General features: G+C 56.9%; 15 protein-coding genes. 9 read left to right on the top strand and 6 right to left on the bottom strand.

The features are described from left to right. The first annotated feature begins 85 nt into the window (after positions 1 to 85). Positions 86 to 526: a low molecular weight protein-tyrosine-phosphatase gene (locus ACEWZM_RS03950; RefSeq protein ID WP_414005206.1), complete on the top strand. Its 441-nt coding sequence runs from the start codon at positions 86 to 88 to the stop codon at positions 524 to 526. A 49-nt stretch (positions 527 to 575) separates the two neighbouring features. Here the strand turns inward: ACEWZM_RS03950 and ACEWZM_RS03945 are convergent, their stop codons facing one another. From ACEWZM_RS03945 to ACEWZM_RS03935, 3 genes are all read right to left on the bottom strand, one after another. Further along, entirely contained in the window at positions 576 to 1,541 is a 966-nt protein-coding gene (locus ACEWZM_RS03945) for a LysR family transcriptional regulator (RefSeq protein ID WP_414005205.1), read from the bottom strand. Between the two features lie 187 nt (positions 1,542 to 1,728). Further along, positions 1,729 to 2,040, bottom strand: a complete 312-nt coding sequence (locus tag ACEWZM_RS03940) for a hypothetical protein (protein ID WP_414005204.1) — start codon at positions 2,038 to 2,040, stop codon at positions 1,729 to 1,731. Positions 2,041 to 2,280: 240 nt separating this feature from the next. After that, a complete protein-coding gene (locus ACEWZM_RS03935) occupies positions 2,281 to 2,463 on the bottom strand; it encodes a hypothetical protein (RefSeq protein ID WP_414005203.1) in 183 nt (60 codons plus the stop codon). Between the two features lie 832 nt (positions 2,464 to 3,295). Here ACEWZM_RS03935 and ACEWZM_RS03930 point away from each other — a divergent pair. Both ACEWZM_RS03930 and lepA read left to right on the top strand, forming a co-directional pair. Next, positions 3,296 to 4,382 (top strand): IS3 family transposase gene (locus tag ACEWZM_RS03930; protein ID WP_414007948.1). Its coding sequence is split into 2 segments (ribosomal slippage): positions 3,296 to 3,546 and positions 3,545 to 4,382, totalling 1,089 coding nucleotides; the frame shifts between segments, so codons are not numbered across the junction. Positions 4,383 to 5,190: 808 nt separating this feature from the next. Beyond that, positions 5,191 to 7,005 (top strand): translation elongation factor 4, encoded by a 1,815-nt coding sequence (gene lepA, locus ACEWZM_RS03925; protein WP_414005202.1) that lies wholly within the window; start codon positions 5,191 to 5,193, stop codon positions 7,003 to 7,005. A gap of 402 nt (positions 7,006 to 7,407) precedes the next feature. Here lepA and ACEWZM_RS03920 read toward each other — a convergent pair whose 3' ends face one another. Next, on the bottom strand, positions 7,408 to 7,557 hold the full coding sequence (locus ACEWZM_RS03920) for an entericidin A/B family lipoprotein (protein WP_414005201.1): 150 nt from the start codon (positions 7,555 to 7,557) through the stop codon (positions 7,408 to 7,410). Positions 7,558 to 7,788: 231 nt separating this feature from the next. Between ACEWZM_RS03920 and ACEWZM_RS03915 the strand changes: the two genes are divergently transcribed. The 5 genes from ACEWZM_RS03915 (at position 7,789) to ACEWZM_RS03895 (ending at position 12,769) form a co-directional block, all read left to right on the top strand. Further along, positions 7,789 to 8,127, top strand: a complete 339-nt coding sequence (locus tag ACEWZM_RS03915; protein WP_414005200.1) for a TraR/DksA family transcriptional regulator — start codon at positions 7,789 to 7,791, stop codon at positions 8,125 to 8,127. Between the two features lie 326 nt (positions 8,128 to 8,453). Beyond that, a complete protein-coding gene (locus tag ACEWZM_RS03910; RefSeq protein ID WP_414005199.1) occupies positions 8,454 to 8,969 on the top strand; it encodes a PhnA domain-containing protein in 516 nt (171 codons plus the stop codon). A gap of 105 nt (positions 8,970 to 9,074) precedes the next feature. After that, positions 9,075 to 9,728, top strand: coding sequence for a protein-L-isoaspartate O-methyltransferase family protein (locus ACEWZM_RS03905; RefSeq protein WP_414005198.1), 654 nt, complete (start codon positions 9,075 to 9,077; stop codon positions 9,726 to 9,728). A 137-nt stretch (positions 9,729 to 9,865) separates the two neighbouring features. Next, a complete protein-coding gene (locus ACEWZM_RS03900; RefSeq protein WP_414005197.1) occupies positions 9,866 to 11,284 on the top strand; it encodes a TolC family outer membrane protein in 1,419 nt (472 codons plus the stop codon). Between the two features lie 129 nt (positions 11,285 to 11,413). Continuing rightward, positions 11,414 to 12,769, top strand: a complete 1,356-nt coding sequence (locus ACEWZM_RS03895) for a hypothetical protein (RefSeq protein WP_414005196.1) — start codon at positions 11,414 to 11,416, stop codon at positions 12,767 to 12,769. 124 nt (positions 12,770 to 12,893) lie between these two features. Here ACEWZM_RS03895 and ACEWZM_RS03890 read toward each other — a convergent pair whose 3' ends face one another. Both ACEWZM_RS03890 and ACEWZM_RS03885 read right to left on the bottom strand, forming a co-directional pair. Then, positions 12,894 to 14,354 (bottom strand): cobyric acid synthase, encoded by a 1,461-nt coding sequence (locus ACEWZM_RS03890; protein ID WP_414005195.1) that lies wholly within the window; start codon positions 14,352 to 14,354, stop codon positions 12,894 to 12,896. 217 nt (positions 14,355 to 14,571) lie between these two features. Continuing rightward, on the bottom strand, positions 14,572 to 14,889 hold the full coding sequence (locus ACEWZM_RS03885) for a DUF6280 family protein (RefSeq protein WP_009811619.1): 318 nt from the start codon (positions 14,887 to 14,889) through the stop codon (positions 14,572 to 14,574). A gap of 215 nt (positions 14,890 to 15,104) precedes the next feature. On the opposite strand from ACEWZM_RS03885, the gene efp reads away from it, so the two are divergent. After that, positions 15,105 to 15,668 (top strand): elongation factor P, encoded by a 564-nt coding sequence (gene efp / locus ACEWZM_RS03880; protein ID WP_414005194.1) that lies wholly within the window; start codon positions 15,105 to 15,107, stop codon positions 15,666 to 15,668. Positions 15,669 to 15,750: the final 82 nt, after the last annotated feature.

Genomic DNA, 15,750 nt, shown 5'->3' with positions numbered 1-15,750 from the left:
TATTTTCTTTAGCGGTTATTGCGCTAGGGTGAACCTTCATCCACGTGGTGTCGAATGGCCGAGAAGACAGCGAAAGTCAGTCATCATGACACAGAGAGTCCTTTTTGTTTGCCTTGGAAATATCTGTCGGTCCCCCGCCGCGGAGGGTGTGTTTCGCACCCTGCGCCGTGATGTTGTCACCGATAGTGCAGGCACGGCAGGCTACCATATCGGATCACCGCCTTATGGCGCTATGAAGACGGCGGCCGGCCTTCGTGGGATTGATCTGTCGGATCTGCGGGCACGTCAGTTCACGTCGCAGGATTTTAGCCGCTTTGATCTGATCATTGCGATGGATGATGACAATCTTGCAGATATCGAGGCCCAGCGACCGGCAGGGGTCACCGCTACCGTACACCTGTTCACTGATTTTGCTTCGGCAAGCGAAGCGGATCATGTGCCGGATCCATATTACACCCGCGATTTTGATGGCTGCCTTGACCTGATCGAAGAGGCAGCCAGAGGCCTGTCCGAGGCACTGCGCTAGCCGCCTGACAGACTTGCAAAAAAAACGTGACTAAGAGGAGCGGTCGCGTCTACTCGTCTAGGACTTTCAATTCCCCAGCCAACCAGGGCAGGCGATAGACCGCCGGATCAATCATATGCCCCTGTACCAGCCGTCGCATCGTCTGCGCAACATCGCGCGGAACCCGGTCGGCCCAATCAGCGCTAGAGAATAGTGAAATTCGCCGCGCAAACGTTCCAAAGGGCAGGGGGAAGGCTTCGATCTCATCATGAAAACGGGCCGCCCGCATATAGCCCAACGGGGTGGTGATCGCCCAACCGATCCGCCGCGCTACCAGTGCCATCAGCGAAAGGTGCGACCCGATTTCGAACCGCTCCTCAAACAGCAGTTTTTGCCGAGCGAGATGCGCTTCAATCTGTTGTGAAATCAACTGGCTGCCTTCGTAACGCAGAAACGGCAACGAATTGAGGATATCCATCTCGGCCTCAGGCTTGTGCAGCATCCCGCGGGGCGCAACCAGCATGAATGGATCCTGTACCAGCGGATATTCGGTGATCCCTTCGCGTAGCGCGCCCGCGGTCGCGGCGACGGCGATATGCAGCTCACGCGCGTCCAATGCCTCAAGGATGTCGTGGCTGGAGGCGGTGATCATTTTAAAGCGGCAATTGACAAGGCTTTCAGCCAGTGTTGTCGCCAGACGAGGGGTCAGATCATTGTCAAAATCATCGATCAGCCCAATGGATAGCGTCGACAGGTGGTTGAGATCAACCACGCTCAGCTCGCTCTGCGCCAGTCGCAACTCTGCCAGCACGGCCTCGGTGCGGGCCAGAAAGTTGCGCCCCGCCGGTGTCAGCACCATCGGGCGACGGCCATGATTGACCAGTTCGGCCCCCAGCGCGTTTTCCAGATTGCGCAGTTGCTGGCTTACGGCGGGTTGGCTCAATCCGGTCAGGGCAGCGGTTTGCGCCACGGATCCGGTCTTGGCCAACGCTTCAAAGACTTCAAGTCCCCGCAGCGTCACCCCTTTCATCAACATGTCTGCGCTCCTGCGTGGCGTTGTGGGCGCTGCTGTGCGCCTGTCAAAAGGGGAGGTAGGGGAGGGCGGCCTTGCCCGGTTTCATAGATACGCGGCCAATCCGAACCTCTCAAATATCTTGTCGGCCGATACTGAAATGGGTGGGGTGCCCTTTGCCTACAGCTCAGGACATCCCCGAAACAGCCACTCAGCTGCAAACGCGGGAGGCGTTTTCACCAAAGGACTTGTAGCGTTTCCAAAGGCGCTCGTCCGAGATGCGGCTGGATTGGCGCACAACCTGCGCCTGATGCGGGTCGTTGAACCATTTGGAGACGGTTTTGCGCTCACTGCGATTCAGGCTCGCATTGGCAACCGATTGTATGCAACGGCACAACGAAGGCGAGGCGGCGGTACGGTCTGACTGACGGCAGGCTCTCTCGATCGCGCCGGCATTGACTGGGGCGGGCATCACTCCGGTGATCATCGCAGCGCATAGCGTGGCTGACAGCAGTAGCTTCATCTTCATCGTCCCTAGAAATCTGCAAGTGCTCTGAACTTAGCGGGTCTGGTGCCCGAACTTGCCGGGACTATGGCGCAAGCGGCGGGGGCTTTCAATCTAGGTAAACAGTTGCTTTACCCTCGGCGGAAACTCGCCAATAGGGACGGGCAAGGCGAGTGATCCTATGTGCCTGTAGACATGCGCTATCCTGAGTATGTCAGGCTTGGCCTTTCTTACCGGCTGTCGAGCAAGGGTTGGCAGTCAAGACTGGCTTGGGCCCCGCAGTGAGAAGATCATCTGGCGCACGGATTTCCAATTTGCGGCCTCGGCAATCTTGCCGGTTTCCTGGCACCGCCGCATTTTCTGCGCCACTTCAACCTCGGCCTTCTCTCCATGTGCAGCATAAAGCGCACGGGCATATTCGGCGGTTTTGATGGTATCCATTGCGGTGTTCTCCCTTGTCTTATGTGTGCTGCATCAAAGACGCACACGGATCGCGGTCTGGCAGGACTATAACTGATTCTGAATTGCCGCATAGGGTGAGTGGTGGTGTGGTGTATAAAATCATGGGTTGCGTCGCTATAACGCAGGACTGGACTTGGCAAGGTGCAATCCGGGGGATGTCCGATCAGCCGGGCGGCAATATTTTGGCAAAGGCTTCAATGGCCTTCAAAATGGATTGCTCACCCTCCTTCTGTGCTGCGAAGGACGCGGCTGCCGCAAGCACTGTCCATTTCGCTCCGGTTTTGTACAGTTCCTTCACCTACTCGCGGATCATATCATCCGCAATCGATGCGCAGTATGCCGCGATGCGCAACGAAATGTCCCTGAGGGTTTGACCGATTTTTCTCAGTCTTGGCGGCGAGGGCGTAGGTTTCGCGATCTCCACTTCTATCTTATCAATTTCTTTCCAGATGAGCGATGGATCGGTTCGCAATGCCCGCTCAGTAGCATCGTTTAATGGTGGCCCGCCATTATCCCCCATCAGACTTGCAGCAGGTGTTTGGCTTGTTGGTGATAGTTGCGCCTTAAGGTGGACAACTTCCTGTTCAAGCTCAAAGAGGCGGCGGATTCGCTCGATTTCCTTGGCGACGGCTTCTGGGCCAGCGCCTCAGACTGTGTCATCAATCAACGCGATCCGGCGTTGGAGGTCCCAATCCAGCGGTTCTCCATCGAGGAAGACTTGATACCAATCAAGCCAAAATGGTACTCCCCCCTAAAATTAGTGGTGTTCAAAAGTAGAATTTTCTCGGCAAGATCTCTGAGGAGATTTACGATGAAGAATGGACGATGCAGCGACGCGCAGATCATGGCGATCCTGAAGCAAGCAGAGGGCGGGGTGCCGGTTTCTGAGCTGTGCCGCGAACACGGGATGAGCAGCGCGAGTTTTTACAAGTGGCGCGCCAAATTCGGCGGCATGGATGCTTCATTGATGTCTGAGATGAAGGATATGGCGGAAGAGAACCGTCGTCTGAAGCGCATGTACGCTGAGATGAGCATGCAAAACGATCTGCTGAAGGAGGCCTCGGAAAAAAGCGTTAAGGCCGTCTCAGAGGCGAGAGATGGCCATGAATGCGATTGCGCAACATGGGGTCAGTATCGCGCTGGCCTGTCGGGCGTTTGAGATCAGCGAGGCATGCTATCGCTACAGCCCTATTTTGAGCGACGAGAACGAGGAGATCGCGGACTGGCTGGAACGGCTGACGACGAACAAACGCAATTGGGGCTTCGGCCTTTGCTTTTTGTATCTGCGTAAAGTGCAAGGCTTCGGCTGGAACCACAAACGGGTCTATCGGATCTACTGCGAACTGGAATTGAACCTGCGGATCAAGCCTAAGAAACGGGTGAAGCGGGACAAGCCTGAACCATTAGCTGTGCCTGATAGGCCCAATGAGACATGGTCCATGGACTTTATGGCTGATCAACTGGCCGATGGCGGATCGATCAGGACATTGAACGTGCTGGACGATTTTAATCGTGAGGGCCTGGCGATTGAGGTCGATTTCTCATTACCTGCCGAGCGCGTCGTTCGCAGTCTGAACCAGATCATCGAATGGCGCGGCCAGCCCCAAACTATTCGTGTCGACAACGGCCCCGAATATGTCAGCGAGAAGCTGATGGAATGGGCTGAGAAGCGCAACATCTGCCTGCAATACATCCTGCCAGGCAAACCCCAACAGAACACCTACATTGAGCGCTACAACCGCACCGTTCGTGGCGAATGGCTGGGACAGTATATCTTTGAAACCATCGAGGAGGCAGAAAACCAAGCGACCGAATGGCTCTGGACTTACAACAACGAGCGACCCAACACGGGCATCGGTGGGGTGACACCCGCAATGAAACTGAAAACAGCCGCCTGAATTCTACGGCTGGACCCCATTAAAAATGGGGGCATTACCAAATGACCACGAAGGATTGGTGTCGGCATAGTCTTTGAAATCGAGCCAGATCGGAATTATTCCTTCTAACCCGACCAGCCTAACCCGACCAGCGACGACGGCGTAACTGCGACTGTAGCCTCGCCTGCAGGCCCCTTAAGTTCATGCTCGGCTTCAGCCATAGTCGTGTTGTAGGCGCAATTGCCTAGGTTTAGACGCTGCTGAAAGGGCATAAACCGGCCATGAAGACGGCTGGTCAATGCAGAGGCAAGATCGCTGACCCCTCTGGCCGCGACTGCAGCCTCAGGATTTGGATCAGCGGCTGCAGCGCTAATCCTTCCGGCCTTACGAAATTGTGAAATTGAGATGTCATTCTGGGTATTTTCGAGAATGTTCGAAAGTCGTCCGTGTGTATGATCTAACGCACTAGCGAGGTTCTCGTTCTCTTCGTTGGAGCTTGCTCCGAAAACCGCGGAAACTAAGGTTGCGCGAAAGCAGAACATGAGTAGTGCGGAACCGTCGAGGGCGGTGGAGTCTCCGTTATGGTGAAGAACAGGCATTGCCGCTGGCAAGCAACGCAGAGCTGTTTGCGTAGTAATGAGTTGACGTTTTGTTGGAACCATTGCGTCGAGAAGCTCTTTAAGCGGTGCCTCAAGCTTAATTCTCTCCCGAAATTTGGGATCGATCCCGAAGTCTGTCTAAGTCATGTGTCGAATAAACCCTGAAATATAGTCTGTTCGGTCAATGCGCCCGCTTGACCAAATCCCAAAACCAAATCATATCCCCTTGCATGACAGACCTCGCTCACATCCGCAATTTCTCCATCGTCGCCCATATCGACCATGGCAAATCCACCCTTGCTGACCGGCTTATTCAGGAGACCGGTACGGTTGAGGATCGCGATATGAAAGAGCAGCTGCTCGATAGCATGGATATCGAGCGTGAGCGCGGGATCACCATCAAGGCCAACACCGTGCGTATCGACTACAAGGCTGATGACGGTGAGACCTATGTGCTGAACCTGATCGACACCCCCGGTCACGTCGATTTCGCCTATGAGGTCTCCCGCTCCATGCGTGCGGTTGAAGGCTCTCTCTTGGTGGTCGACAGCTCGCAAGGGGTCGAGGCGCAGACGCTGGCCAATGTCTATCACGCGCTGGACGCCGACCACGAAATCGTGCCAGTCCTGAACAAGATCGACCTACCGGCCTCTGATTGTGATCGTGTGGCCGAACAGATCGAAGATGTGATCGGCATCGATGCATCCGAGGCCATACGGGTTTCTGCCAAAACCGGGCAGGGCATCCGTGACACGCTAGAGTCCATTGTCCAGACCCTTCCCGCGCCAACCGGCACACGCGATGCACCGCTGAAGGCGATGCTGGTGGATAGCTGGTATGATGCCTATCTCGGCGTGATCGTTCTGGTGCGCATCATGGATGGCGTGCTGAAAAAGGGTATGCGGGTCAAGTTCATGTCGAACAACACCCTGCACCACGTGGATCGCATCGGCGTGTTCCGCCCTGCCATGCAGGTGGTGGATGAACTGGCGCCGGGCGAGATCGGTTTTCTCACCGCGTCGATCAAACAGGTGCGCGACACCCGCGTTGGTGACACCATCACCAATGATCGCAATGGCACCGATGTTGCACTGCCGGGCTTTAAACCTGCGCAGCCCGTGGTGTTCTGTGGGCTCTTCCCCGTGGATTCATCCGAGTTCGAAGACCTGCGCGATGCCATCGATAAGCTGGCGCTGAACGACGCGTCCTTCTCCTTTGAAATGGAAACCTCCGCCGCTCTTGGCTTCGGCTTCCGCTGCGGCTTCCTTGGCTTGTTGCACCTGGAGGTGATCCGCGACCGGATTGAACGTGAGTATAATATCGAGCTGATCACCACCGCACCTTCCGTGGTCTACCATGTCTATATGAAAGGCAAGGAAGGCGAAGACGGCGAGATGATCGAGCTGCACAACCCTGCGGACATGCCCGACATGTCCAAGGTGGATCACCTTCAGGAACCCCGCATCAAAGCAACCATTCTGGTGCCGGATGAGTATCTGGGCGACGTGTTGAAGCTGTGTCAGGATCGCCGCGGCATTCAGGAAGATCTGACCTATGCCGGCTCTCGTGCCATGGTTGTTTATGATCTGCCGCTCAATGAGGTGGTGTTTGACTTCTACGACCGCCTGAAATCGGTTACCAAGGGCTATGCCTCCTTCGACTACCAGATGACCGGCTACCGCGAGGACGCGCTGGTCAAGATGTCGGTGCTGGTCAACGACGAGCCCGTGGATGCGCTGTCGATGATGGTGCACCGGGACCGTGCCGAGATGCGTGGCCGCGCCATGTGCGAAAAGCTGAAGGATCTGATCCCACGCCACATGTTCAAGATCCCGATCCAGGCGGCCATCGGCGGCAAGGTGATCGCGCGCGAGACCCTGTCTGCCCTGCGCAAGGACGTGACCGCCAAATGTTATGGCGGCGACGCGACGCGGAAGCGCAAGCTGCTGGACAAGCAGAAAGCCGGCAAGAAGAAGATGCGCCAGTTCGGCAAGGTTGATATTCCGCAAGAGGCGTTTATTTCCGCCCTTAAAATGGACAGCTAAGGCTGGTCAATTTGAGCGATGGCGTTGGTTCGCGGTTGGCAAAGCCCATTGCGTGCCCGCACCTCAGCAGTGAATCGGTGACTACGCGACACCTTCAATAAGTTACCAAACGGGGCCATGGCCCCGTTTTTTGTAGTGGTCCTTTTTAATGTCCCGCCCTCCCGTGGGCAGCGCCCGACCGTCCCCACGGGAGGGCGCTTCGCACCCACCCAGGGTCAGGCGCTCCCCTTTGTGGCTGTTACACCGGCTCGACTATACTCCGCTCAACCACACCATAGGTTCGCCACCAGTAAAAAGCCGGGCACTGCCCTCTGTGGGGGCACGCGTCCCTGGCGGCCCAACAAAAAACCGCCCAGCCCCTCGGGCCAAACGGTTCCTCTCTTTCCCGCAACTGTAACAAGGTCAGAGGTTGTTCTGCACATCCTGTGCGGCGCCGCTGATGGCTTGGCCGGCTTTGGAAATGTCGCGGCCTGCGCCTTTGGTGGTTTCGCAGGCTGTCAGGCTAAAAAATGCGCCCAACAGGGCGAGGGTGGTCACTGCGGCTCGGATCATCTTATGTCTCCCTTGGTCGATCTTGCCCAACAGATAGCAAGGCGGCGGGATGCGTTCCAGTGGTTTGCGCCGCGTTCTTTGTCGTGGTTTCACGATGTGTTGCGCTGGATCTTGCCGTCACCCTATCCCCCATATCCGGTGAGTTTCGCGTTAGGCGAAAACCGCATAGGTTGAGTCGGGCCGATAGAATTTCGTCAGCAAAACCTGTCACCGATCCGGGGAGGATTTCTAATGAACCACGCCGCTCAAAAAGACATACTGACACATCTACGCAGTGAATTGCACGCCGATGGTGGCCTGCCGACCGGGAACACACAGTCTGCTGATACTGCTCCGCATGGCGGCAATGTCGTGCCCATGACATCCCGGCTGGGTACATCTGTTGTGGCACAGCCTGCGGGTGCGGTGCTCACCCGCAAATGGCTGGAACTGCGCCGCGATATTGACTGCGCTCTCGCCCGTCTGGATGAGGGTTCTTATGGTTACTGCCAGATTTGCGGAGATCGCATCACCGACAGCCATCTTTCAGAACATCCGGCGACGCCATTCTGCGCCTCTTGCTCCGGATAATCGCGTCATTGTACTGCCCAGTAGGGTAGGGCAGTTCCGAGCAGCCCGCTCAGATGCGTCGCCTCAATTACGCCCCAGCTAAAACCACGCCGCCTATGACCCAAATCGGAGACGTAATTTTACCCAATTACAACACCCAAGAAGCGAATTACCCTGCGCAACCACCTTCTATCATTTATCGGTCCTCCCCCTGTGGACCTGCAGCACACCCTCGTGCTGTGCCCAACTCGCCCGCGCCCCTCGCGCGGGCGCTTTTCTTTAGCGGTTTTCTTTAGGGACCCGCTCGCCTAAAGCAGAGGCTTCTGAAATCTGATGGAGCTTTGCCAATGTCCTGCGCCCTATGTTCCGCCGAAACACCGCTTGTCGCATATGAGGTAGCCGGCGCGCCCGACGGGCAAGACGCATCGATCCTCATTTGCGCGACCTGTGCCGATCAGATTGCAGGAGTGCCAGATCCCAACCATATGCGTTGCCTCTCGTCAGCCATGTGGTCCGAGAACCCGGCAGTGCAGGTTCTTTCTGCGCGTCTGTTGGCCAGGCTCTCTGATCATGATTGGGCGCGTGACCTTTCTGAGCAACTTTGGCTGGACGATGAGACACGTGCATGGGTTGATGTTGTGCCTGCCGCCAGTGATCACCGTGACAGCAATGGCGCGCCTCTGAAGCAAGGCGATAACGTCGTGTTGATCAAGGATCTGCCGGTCAAGGGGGCAGGCTTTACCGCTAAGCGTGGTACAGCGGTGCGCAATATCTCTCTGGTTGCTGACAACCCTGAACATATCGAAGGCCGGGTCGAAGGTCAGCGCATCGTGATCCTCACCAAATTTGTGAAAAAGAAATAGACGAACCTTCGCCACAACTCCTGTGAAAATGCGCTCGCGCCCGTTGCCGCCCTGTCTTGGATGTGGCACAACGAGACCAACTGACTGAACAGATGAGTTTAGCATATGACTGACTTTGCCGAACGTCGCCGCATGATGGTCGACACGCAGATCCGCCCGTCGGATGTCACCAAGTTCCCGATTATCGAAGCCATGCTGGCGGTGCCGCGCGAAGCATTTGTTGCCGATGCGCAGCGAGAGGCGGCCTATGCTGATGGCAATCTGGATATCGGTCCGGGTCGCGTCCTGCTGGAACCGCGGACCCTTGCGAAGATCCTCGATGCTATTGATGTGCAACCGGATGAGCTGGTGCTCGATGTGGCTTGCGGTCTGGGCTATTCCACCGCAGTCGTCGCCCGCGTCGCCGAAATGGTGATCGGTGTCGAAGAAGATGAAGCAATGGCCGCCGAGGCGCAGGATCAGCTGTCGACCGTCGGGGCAGACAATGCCATTGTGCACGCCGGTGCGCTAAGTGAAGGCGCCGCGGAGCATGGCCCTTATGATGTTATGATCGTCGAGGGCGGGGTGGAAGCCCTGGCGGATTCTTTGCTGGATCAGTTGAAGGACGGCGGCCGAGTGGCTGCGATTTTCATGTCCGGTGCCTTGGGCGAGGTCAAAATCGGCTATAAAAGCAGCGGTCAGATTTCCTGGCGTCTGGCCTTCAACGCGGGCGCTCCCGTGCTGCCCGGATTTGAAGCGGCAGAAGAATTCGCTCTCTGATAGACTGAGAGTATACCAGCGATCCGCGCTGACCCCATGTTGGGGCGGATTGCAGCAGGCAGGCGTCTGACGAACCGCAGCGCCGAAGAGCAGAACGGCACTGCCGCGTCGGTGGGCCGGACCACATGAGGCTAAAGATGCGCAAAAAATTGACGGCAAACCTGTTCAAGGCCTTCGTCTTCGCTGGAAGCGCAGCGATGCTACTGGGCGCGCCGAAGCAGGCCAACGCCGACAATCTCTCCGATGCCATGATTGGTGCCTATAAAACCAGCGGCCTTCTCGAACAGAATCGGGCATTGCTGCGGGCGCAGGATGAAAATGTCGCCGCTGCCGTCGCGCGGTTGCGGCCGGTGGTGGATTGGGTTGCCCGAGCGGAGCGTCAATATGTGCGCAGCGGCAACAACAATGCTGCGACGTCGAACCATGATTCGACAGTTTCCACCGGGATTGATGTGTCTTGGCTGCTGTTCGACAACGGGGTCTCCCGGCTCAGTCAGCTTGCGGCGCAGGAAACTGTTTTGGCCACCCGTCAGGCATTGTTAGATGTGGAGCAGCAGGTATTGTTCACGGCCGTTCAGGCCTATGTCAACGTGTTGCTGCAGCAAGATACCGTGGCTCTGCGCAGCAACAACCTGCGTCTTCTGCGTGAAGAACTGCGTGCGGCAAATGATCGGTTCGAGGTCGGCGAAGTGACGCGGACAGACGTGGCGCTGGCTCAAAGCCGGGTTGCCGGCGCACAGGCCAACCTGATCGAAAGCCAGGGCGATCTGCGCAATGCTAAGGCAACTTATGTTCAGGCAGTCGGTAGTGCTCCTGGCCCGATTGCTGGGCAGCCGCCGCTGCCTCAGCGCGTTGCGTCACTGCAATCTGCCGAAGCCATTGCAATGAGAAATCATCCTAGCCTGATTTCCCAGCAGCATGCTGTAAAATCGGCTGATTATGCCTCACAGAGCAATACCCGCAACCTTGGTCCGTCGGTCACTTTGAATGCGAACGCGACCCACGCATCTGACGCGAGCGGGCCTGGCACACGGGATAGCTCCGGTGCAAGTGTTACGCTGTCGCAGCGGCTTTATTCCGGTGGGTCGCTGGCGTCGGCTCGACGCGCGAGCATAGCTCGTTTGCAAGCTGAACGCGGGGCATTGATCACCACCCAACGAGCGGTGGCGCAGGATGTTTCTGCTGCTTTCGTGGCCCTTGAGACCGCCCGTGCCAGCCTTGTGTCATCAAACGAACAGGTTCGCGCCGCTCAGGTGGCTTTTGACGGCATTCGAGAAGAGGCAACCTTGGGTGCTCGCACCACTCTGGACGTTCTGGAGGCGGAACAAGAGCTGCTGAATGCTCAGACTGCGCGTGTCCAGTCTCGCGCCAATCAAGCGCTTGCGGCCTATGCTTTGCTGCAATCGCAAGGCTTGCTTACCGCAGAACATCTCGGGCTTGCCGTCGAAATTTATGATCCGACGCTTTACTATAATCTGGTGAAGGACGCGCCCGCACATGTCAGCCAGCGCAGTAAAGATCTGGATCGGGTGATGCGCGCCCTAGGCAAGAACTAAGGCCTTACAAGAACCTAGGTGGGAGGCCCGCAGTTGCGAGCCTCCTTCAAATCCACTTGATTCATACGGTTGTCTGGACCGAGACAGCTCGCTACACTCAAACCTAAGAGGCGAGAGTGATAATCAAAAATGTCTGAACCGGTTACCCAAGCTGAAATAGAAGACGTCCTGTCATCGATCCGCCGTCTGGTGAGCGAGGATAGCCGGACAGTTGGTGCACAACCGGGCAAGGGAGTGCAGACTGCTTTGGCGGCGCAAATCGGCCAGTCCTATGCTGGAGCCCCCGGCAATGGCACTGCAAAGGGTGCGCCGTCCGGCGGCCAGTCGGTAACACGTCTTGTCCTGACACCTGCGCTGCGCGTGCCGGAAAACAAACTTGCCCCAGTTGATTCCTCGACCACATCATCGACATCCGCAGACTTGGCTTCCAGCGGGGGTGACGATATCACTGATCCCGCTCACGAACCGACTAACGCCGCCGACCAGACTGACGACAAGGTGGGGCTTGATCAAGCTGGCGCCATTGAATTTTGGGAGGAGCCGGAGGATCGCGTCGCGCAAGGTGTTGCGCTGCACGACGATGACCCCGAAAATGAGGATCTGGCGTTTTTCAAGGGTCTCGCTGCGGTCACGACTACGACTGGGGATGAGGCTTCTGACGATGCCCAATCGAGTGAATGCGTGGCAGATGCCGAGGCCCAACCGTCAATAAATAGAGAAGCTCCTTGGAGCGACCCTGATGCAACGCTTTATCAGGCTGCGGCGGGCACGGGCCATACAGTCGAACCCGGGAAACAGCTAATAGAGACCGTCACAACAACAAAGTCTACATCACAGTTGAACCCAAAGGTGGGGGCAGTGGTGCAGAAACTGGCGGAGATGGAAGCGGCAAATACTGCAAGCCCAGTGCTTTGGGAACCTGACGGAACACGCGATACGCCCTACGCTGGTGTCGATCTCGAGTCCCTTCCTTGGGAAGACCAAGACAGCATTGAGCCAGATAACGGTGATACCAATGGTGCGATTGGGCGGCCTGATCAGGACAAGGCTGCATTGAAGGACCCGGCGGACGAGCCGGAGAAGGTAGAAACTCAGTCTGCGACTGCGCCAGATGAAACGCTGAGTGGACCGCTTGCGGAGAGTGCAAACGGCGTTCCAATCGCGGCGCGACCAGACGAGGGAGCAATGTCACAGTCGACGGAGGGCCGGATCGACCAGATTGAGGCGTCTCAGACTGAGACGGCAGCCTCCTTTGATCACAGTGATACGCTCACCGAGGCTGCGATCACTGACACAGCGCTGGATACGCTAGATACACTGGTCGCCGAAGAGAGCTTTTTGGACGAACACGCCCTGCGGGAGCTCGTTTCGGAAATCGTTCGCGAAGAATTGCAAGGGCCACTGGGAGAGCGGATCACCCGCAACGTTCGTAAACTGGTCCGTCGAGAAATCCATCGCGCTCTTTCGGCGCAGAATTTGCTCTGATTTCGATAGCCTCTGTACGCTTGTAGGTGAATTGTAACGCCATCTAGCTGAGCGGCCGAGAGACTGGCAACGCCTGGTTTTCGCTGGTGGCCAATGCCACTGGCTAACATCGCAGGTCTTCCAGTTATGCACCGCTGACCGGCTCGGCCAGCACAAGAAGCGCATCCAGATCCATGCAATCTTCTAGGTGCTCGGCCAATGCATCCAGCGTTGCCTCGACCCCGTCGTCATAGCCTGCAACGCTTTCATGCCCGAGGCGAGACAGGACCGCGGCCCGGAACGCATCAGAACTGAACAACCCATGCAGATAGGACCCTCGGACGCGGCCATCCGCTGAGACAGCGCCCTCCGGACGACCATCAATATTGAGCCAAGCACGGTCACAGTCTGCACCGTCTGTGCGGCCCATGTGAATTTCATAACCACTCACCGGCAGGTTGCCATCTCGAGCCACGGCCTCGGTCAGGGTAACGCGTTTTTCACCGGCCATGACCGTATGGACATCCAGCAGGCCCAGCCCGGACACCTTGCCAGGATGACCATCAACGCCTTCTGGGTCGTCTATGGTCTGCCCGAGCATCTGATAGCCTCCGCATAGCCCCATAACATGGCCGCCGCGCCGATGGTGGGCCAGAATATCGATGTCCCAGCCCTGCGCGCGCAAGTAAGCCAGATCGCCGATGGTGGATTTGCTGCCGGGGATCAACACAAGATCCGCGTCACCGGGCAGGGCGCGCCCTGCGGGAACGATCTCTACAGTGACATTTGGCTCGGCCGCCAAGGGATCAAGATCATCAAAATTCGCCATCCGTTCCAACTGCGGGACGGCGATTTTACATGCGCCGCCGGGGCGGGAGGCGATATCCATCATGTCTTCTGCCGGTAGTTTCCAGGCATCCCAGAACCAGGGTATCACGCCCATGGACGGCCAACCGGTACGCGCAGCGATATCATCTCGCCCAGCATCAAACAGGCTGCGGTCGCCGCGAAACCGATTGACGGCAAAGCCTTTGATCCGTGCCAGATCCTGCGGTTCCAACACGGTATGGGTGCCAACGATCTGTGCAATGACGCCGCCACGATGAATGTCGCCGATCAATACAACCGGAACATCCGCAGCGCAGGCAAAACCCATATTCGCGATATCGCCCTTGCGCAGGTTGGTTTCGGCAGGAGATCCGGCCCCCTCAATCAGCACCAGATCCACGCCCTCCGCCAATTTGTGGAAGCTCTCCAATGCCGCCTCCAGCAAGCCGGATTTGTCACGCATAAAGGAAGCCGCCGCCTGAGTGCCTCGGCGCTTGCCCTGTACAATCACTTGCGCGCCTGTTTCGCTTTCGGGCTTCAACAATACCGGGTTCATGTCGGTATGAGGCGCGCGCATTGCAGCACGTGCCTGTAGCGCCTGCGCACGACCGATTTCACCGCCTTCGGGGGTTACGGCAGCATTGTTGGACATGTTTTGCGGCTTGTAGGGGGCAACTGACAGGCCACGGCGGACAAATGCACGTGCCAAGCCCGCCACAATAATTGATTTGCCGACGTTGCTGCCGGTGCCTTGGATCATGAGTGCCTTGGCTGTCATCTCTCGCCCCATCGGTCTGCGCGTTTGTCCAAGCCTAGCCTTGGCTGATTCTATCGCCGCTGAAAAGCCTGCGCTGCGTCCATCGGCTGCGCAAAACCGCCATCAGGAAAAGGCGCAAGGTCCGAAAATAAAATACATGATGTGTAAAAGAAAAAAACGCGCCCCCCAGGACGCGCTTTTCTTCGATCGTATGCTTTTGTCAGAGTGGCAGGTCTGACTAGGCCGCTTCGGCCTGGGCCGCATTGCGACGTTCGCTTTCTTCGCGGGACAGCGCGACAGATGTACGGACACCTCGGCCAACAAAATCCATCAAGCCGCCGACCACACGTTCATTCGGGTCAATACCCGCACAGCTCAGCACTTCGCGCCCGTCGCGCGACCGTGCCCACCGAGCAATCTGCTCAGGGCCGTTACCGTATTTCTTGTCATCGGCAATCGCGTCATCAAGCGCGGCCAACACTACCGCAGCAAACAGCTTGCGTGCTCGGTTGCCTTGCTCATTATTATATGCGGTGCCGTCAACGAAATCTCGCATCGTGCTTCCTTTTTGTTCTTGCTATTGCAATTTCGGCGTGACGCTCCTTATGGCGGAATTGTGACGATTCGGATAGCCTTCTAGCGCATATCTTTTATGCGTAATTTGCATAGCTCTCCGGTTCGCCGCACGACATATCGTTGTCTTGCCAGCCGACTCCCTGCCAGATATAGGGGCGGTTAACAGTTCATCAACCACCGAGAGGGATTTTTGTCATGCCCAAAATCAACGGTAACGAGATCCGCCCCGGCAATGTTCTCGAGCACAATGGCGGTCTGTGGGCCGCTGTAAAAGTCGATCACGTGAAGCCCGGAAAGGGCGGTGCATTTGCTCAGGTCGAGATGCGCAACCTGCGCAACGGCTCCAAATTGAATGAGCGTTTCCGCAGCGCCGACAAGGTGGAAAAGGTACGGCTTGAGCAGAAAGACCAGCAGTTCCTCTATGAGAGTGACGGCATGTTGGTGTTCATGGATACCGAAACTTATGAACAGATCGAACTGCCGGTAGAGCTGCTGGGTGACCGTCGGCCATTCCTGCAGGACGGCATGACCATCGTCGTAGAATTTCATGATGCCGAGGCGCTGAACGCCACGGTGCCGCAGAAAGTCACTTGCAAAATCGTGGAGACAGAGCCTGTCGTCAAAGGCCAGACAGCGGCAAATTCATTCAAGCCTGCGATCCTCGATAATGGGGTCAAGGTCATGGTGCCGCCCTTCGTGGGTCAGGATGAAATGATCATCGTCAATACCGAGACTATGGAGTATTCTGAGCGCGCATAAGTAGTTAGCACCGACTGGCTTTTAAAATGAAACCCCTTCAGCTTAGCTGTAGGGGTTTTTTCTTCTCAGATTGGGCTGTGAC

The sequence above is a fragment of the Phaeobacter cretensis genome (assembly GCF_047372505.1).
Taxonomy (GTDB): Bacteria; Pseudomonadota; Alphaproteobacteria; order Rhodobacterales; family Rhodobacteraceae; genus Phaeobacter; species Phaeobacter cretensis.
The sequence above is the reverse complement of the archived record's forward strand: the minus strand, read 5'-3'. Positions and strand labels throughout refer to the sequence as shown.